The organism is Rhodococcus sp. O3 (genome assembly GCF_048897285.1).
Classification (GTDB): domain Bacteria; phylum Actinomycetota; class Actinomycetes; order Mycobacteriales; family Mycobacteriaceae; genus Rhodococcus.
This window is the reverse complement of sequence record NZ_JBMBTE010000257.1, coordinates 1-3,030: the sequence shown is the minus strand read 5'-3', so window position 1 is coordinate 3,030 and position 3,030 is coordinate 1. Positions and strand designations below refer to the sequence as shown.

3 protein-coding genes are annotated in these 3,030 nt (G+C 70.8%); all 3 read right to left on the bottom strand.

Annotated elements, in window-relative coordinates:
• Positions 1 to 1,038 (bottom strand): hemolysin family protein (locus ACN675_RS28565; protein WP_420754022.1); only part of this gene is annotated, 1,038 nt, incomplete at its 3' end.
• Entirely contained in the window at positions 1,035 to 2,438 is a 1,404-nt protein-coding gene (locus ACN675_RS28560; RefSeq protein ID WP_420754021.1) for a hemolysin family protein, read from the bottom strand. The genes ACN675_RS28560 and ACN675_RS28565, both read right to left, overlap by 4 nt.
• A 214-nt stretch (positions 2,439 to 2,652) precedes the next feature.
• Positions 2,653 to 3,030, bottom strand: a 378-nt coding sequence (locus ACN675_RS28555; protein WP_420754020.1) for a DMT family transporter, incomplete at its 5' end; no start/stop codon positions are given.

Here is a 3,030-nt window from a genome sequence, read left to right as displayed (position 1 = left end):
GCGCACGGTTCCGACGAATTCCTCGACGAGGTCCTCGAGGGCGACGATGCCGACGACGGTGCCGGTCGCGTCGACCACCCCGCCCAGGTGGGAGCTGGTGCGGCGCAGCAGCGCGAGGGCGTCGTCGAGTGCGCTGGTGAGCGCGACCCGGGGCAGTTCCCGCACCTCCCCGGGCGGGATCACGGTGTCGGGGCCGGCGTTCTCGTCGCGCACCAGGTCCAGCACGTCCTTGATGTGCAGGTAGCCGGTGACCTTCCCGGTCGGGTCGAGGGTCGGGTAGCGGGAGAAACCGGTGTCGATCACGGCCTGTTCGAGCGCCCCGAGGGTGGTGCCGCCGGCGGTGATCGGCACGGTCCGCACCCGGTCGATGGGGATCATCACCTCGGTGACGGTGCGGCCGCTGGTTTCCAGGGCCTGGGTGAGGCGGCGGTGTTCCTCCTCGTCGAGCAGCCCTTCGGAGCGGGATTCGCCGATCATCTCCGACAGTTCGATGGCGGTGACGGTGACCTCGAGTTCGTCCTTGGGTTCGACCCGCATCAGGCGCAGGGACAGGTTGGCGCACAGGTTGTAGAACGCGATGAGCGGCTTGGCCAGGCGCATGAACAGCAGGTGCACCGGGACGAGGAGCATCGCGGTGCGTTCCGGTCCGGCGATCGCGATGTTCTTGGGCACCATCTCGCCGAGCAGGATGTGCAGGATCACCACGAGCGCGAGCGAGACGGTGAACGCGAGGGGGTGCAGCAGCGAGTCCGGCAGGCCGACCGCGTGCAGCGGCGCCTCGATCAGGTGCGCGATCGCCGGTTCGCCGACGCGGCCGAGCAGGATCGAGCAGATGGTGATGCCCAGCTGGGATCCGGCGAGCATCAGCGACAGGTGTTCCCCGGCGTCGATGACGGTCGCGGCGCGTTTCTTGCCCTGGGCGACGAGCGACTCGAGCCGGTCCCGGCGGGCGGTGATGAGCGCGAATTCGGCGCCGACGAAGAAGGCGTTGCCGGCGAGGAGCACCACGGTGAGCAGGACACCGAGCAGGTCGTTCATCGCTGCTCTCCGTTCGTGTGCGCGACCGGTTCGGTGTCGCCCGCGGCGTCGGTGTCGGCCGCGTCGGGGACGGTGTCCGCGGGGACCGGGGTGAGCAGGATCCGGTCGATGCGGTGCCCGTCCATCGCGAGGATCCGCGCGAGCCAGCGTTCGGTGTGGTCGCCGGGACGGGCCGGGAGCAGCATCTCGTCGCCGGTGTCGGGGATGCGGCCGAGTTCGTCGAGGATCAGGCCGCCGATGGTTTCGTAGTCGCCGTCGGGGGCGTGGTAGCCGGTGAGGCCGGCGATCTCGTCGATGCGCAGCAGCCCGGAGCAGGACCAGCCGTCGTCGAGTTGCCGGGCGTCGGGTTCGGGTTCGTCGTGTTCGTCGCGGACGTCGCCGACGATCTCCTCGATGAGGTCCTCCATGGTGATGATGCCGGCGGTGCCGCCGTATTCGTCGACGACGAGCGCGACCTGCATGCCGTCGGCGCGGACGCGTTCCATCACCTCGTCGCCGTCGAGGGTCGACGGCACGACCGGCACCTGCCGGGCGAGGGTGCGCAGCGGGGTGTGGGCGCGGCGCGGCCCCGGGACGGTGAAGGCGTGTTTGACGTGCACGACCCCGAGGGTGGCGTCGAGGTCGCCGTCGACGACGGGGAACCGCGAGTAGCCGGTGCGGTCGGACAGGTCGATCAGGTCCAGCACGGTGTCGTGCTGGTCGAGGCATTCGATGGTCACCCGCGGGGTCATCAGGTCCTCGGCGGTGCGGTCGCCGAACCGCAGGGAGCGGTCGACGAGCAACGCGGTGCGTTCGTCGAGGACACCGCTTTCGGCGGAGGCGCGGACCAGGGAGCCGAGTTCCTGCGGAGACCGCGCCGAGCGCAGTTCCTCGGCGGGTTCGATGCCGAGCCGCCGCACCACCCAGTTCGCGGAGCCGTTCAGTCCGTGGATGGCCCACTTGAACACGAGGGAGAACCCGACCTGCAGTCCCGCGGTGGCGCGGGCGGTGCCGAGCGGGTGGGCGATGGCCAGGTTCTTCGGCACCAGCTCCCCGAAGATCATCGAGAAGGAGGTGGCGAGGATCAGGGCGAGGGCGAGGGAGATGCCGGACGCGGCGGATTCGCCCAGGCCCAGGGCCTGCAGCAGCGGGTTCAGGAACCGGGCCAGCACAGGTTCGGCGAGGTAACCGGTGATCAGGGTGGTGATGGTGATGCCCAGCTGGGCGCCGGACAGCTGGAACGAGAGGGTGCGGTGGGCGTGCTGCACCTGGCGGGCGCGGCGGTCACCGTCCCGGGCGTGGGCGTCGACGGTGCTGCGTTCGAGCGCGGTCAGGGAGAATTCGGCGGCCACGAACAGGGCCGTGCCGGCGGTCAGCGCAACGAAGCCGACCAGGGAAAGTATGGACAGCAGAACGGACATCAGGGCCGCCCCTGCCGGGTTTCGGTTCCGCCGGGTCTGTCACCCGGCTCGCTAGAGGAGCCCTCCGAACCGGCGGAATCGGAGTCCGCGTCGGCCGTGACGACCGGGGATAGTGCCGTGCTGGTGATAGTGGGTGCCGTGGGCACCTGGTTCCTCTCGTCGGGTTCGGCCGCGCGGTCGCCGCGCGCCGAGCGTGGTCGGATGGGGCACCATTCTACTGGGCGATGTCCGGATCGGTCGCGTCGTGCGGGTCCGCGCCGCGGGTCGCGGCGGGGTCGGGGGTGTGGTGCGCCTGGTCGCGGGACAGGGCGACGGTGGTGGCGAGCATGACGACGACGGACGCGACGACCAAGGCGAGGCCGGGGCCGTCGACCCGCAGCCGTTCCCCGAGCACGGTCATGCCGAGGAACGCCGCGGCGAGGGGTTCGCCGATGGTCAGGGCGGGCAGGGACGCGCCGAGCGCCCCGGCCTGGAAGGCGAGTTGCTGCAGGTAGCCGCCGGTGAGACCGGCGGTGACCAGCGCCCAGGTCTGCCAGGACCCCACCACGGTGCCGAGGCCGTGTTCGAACAGGTCGGTGACGTGTTTGGTGAA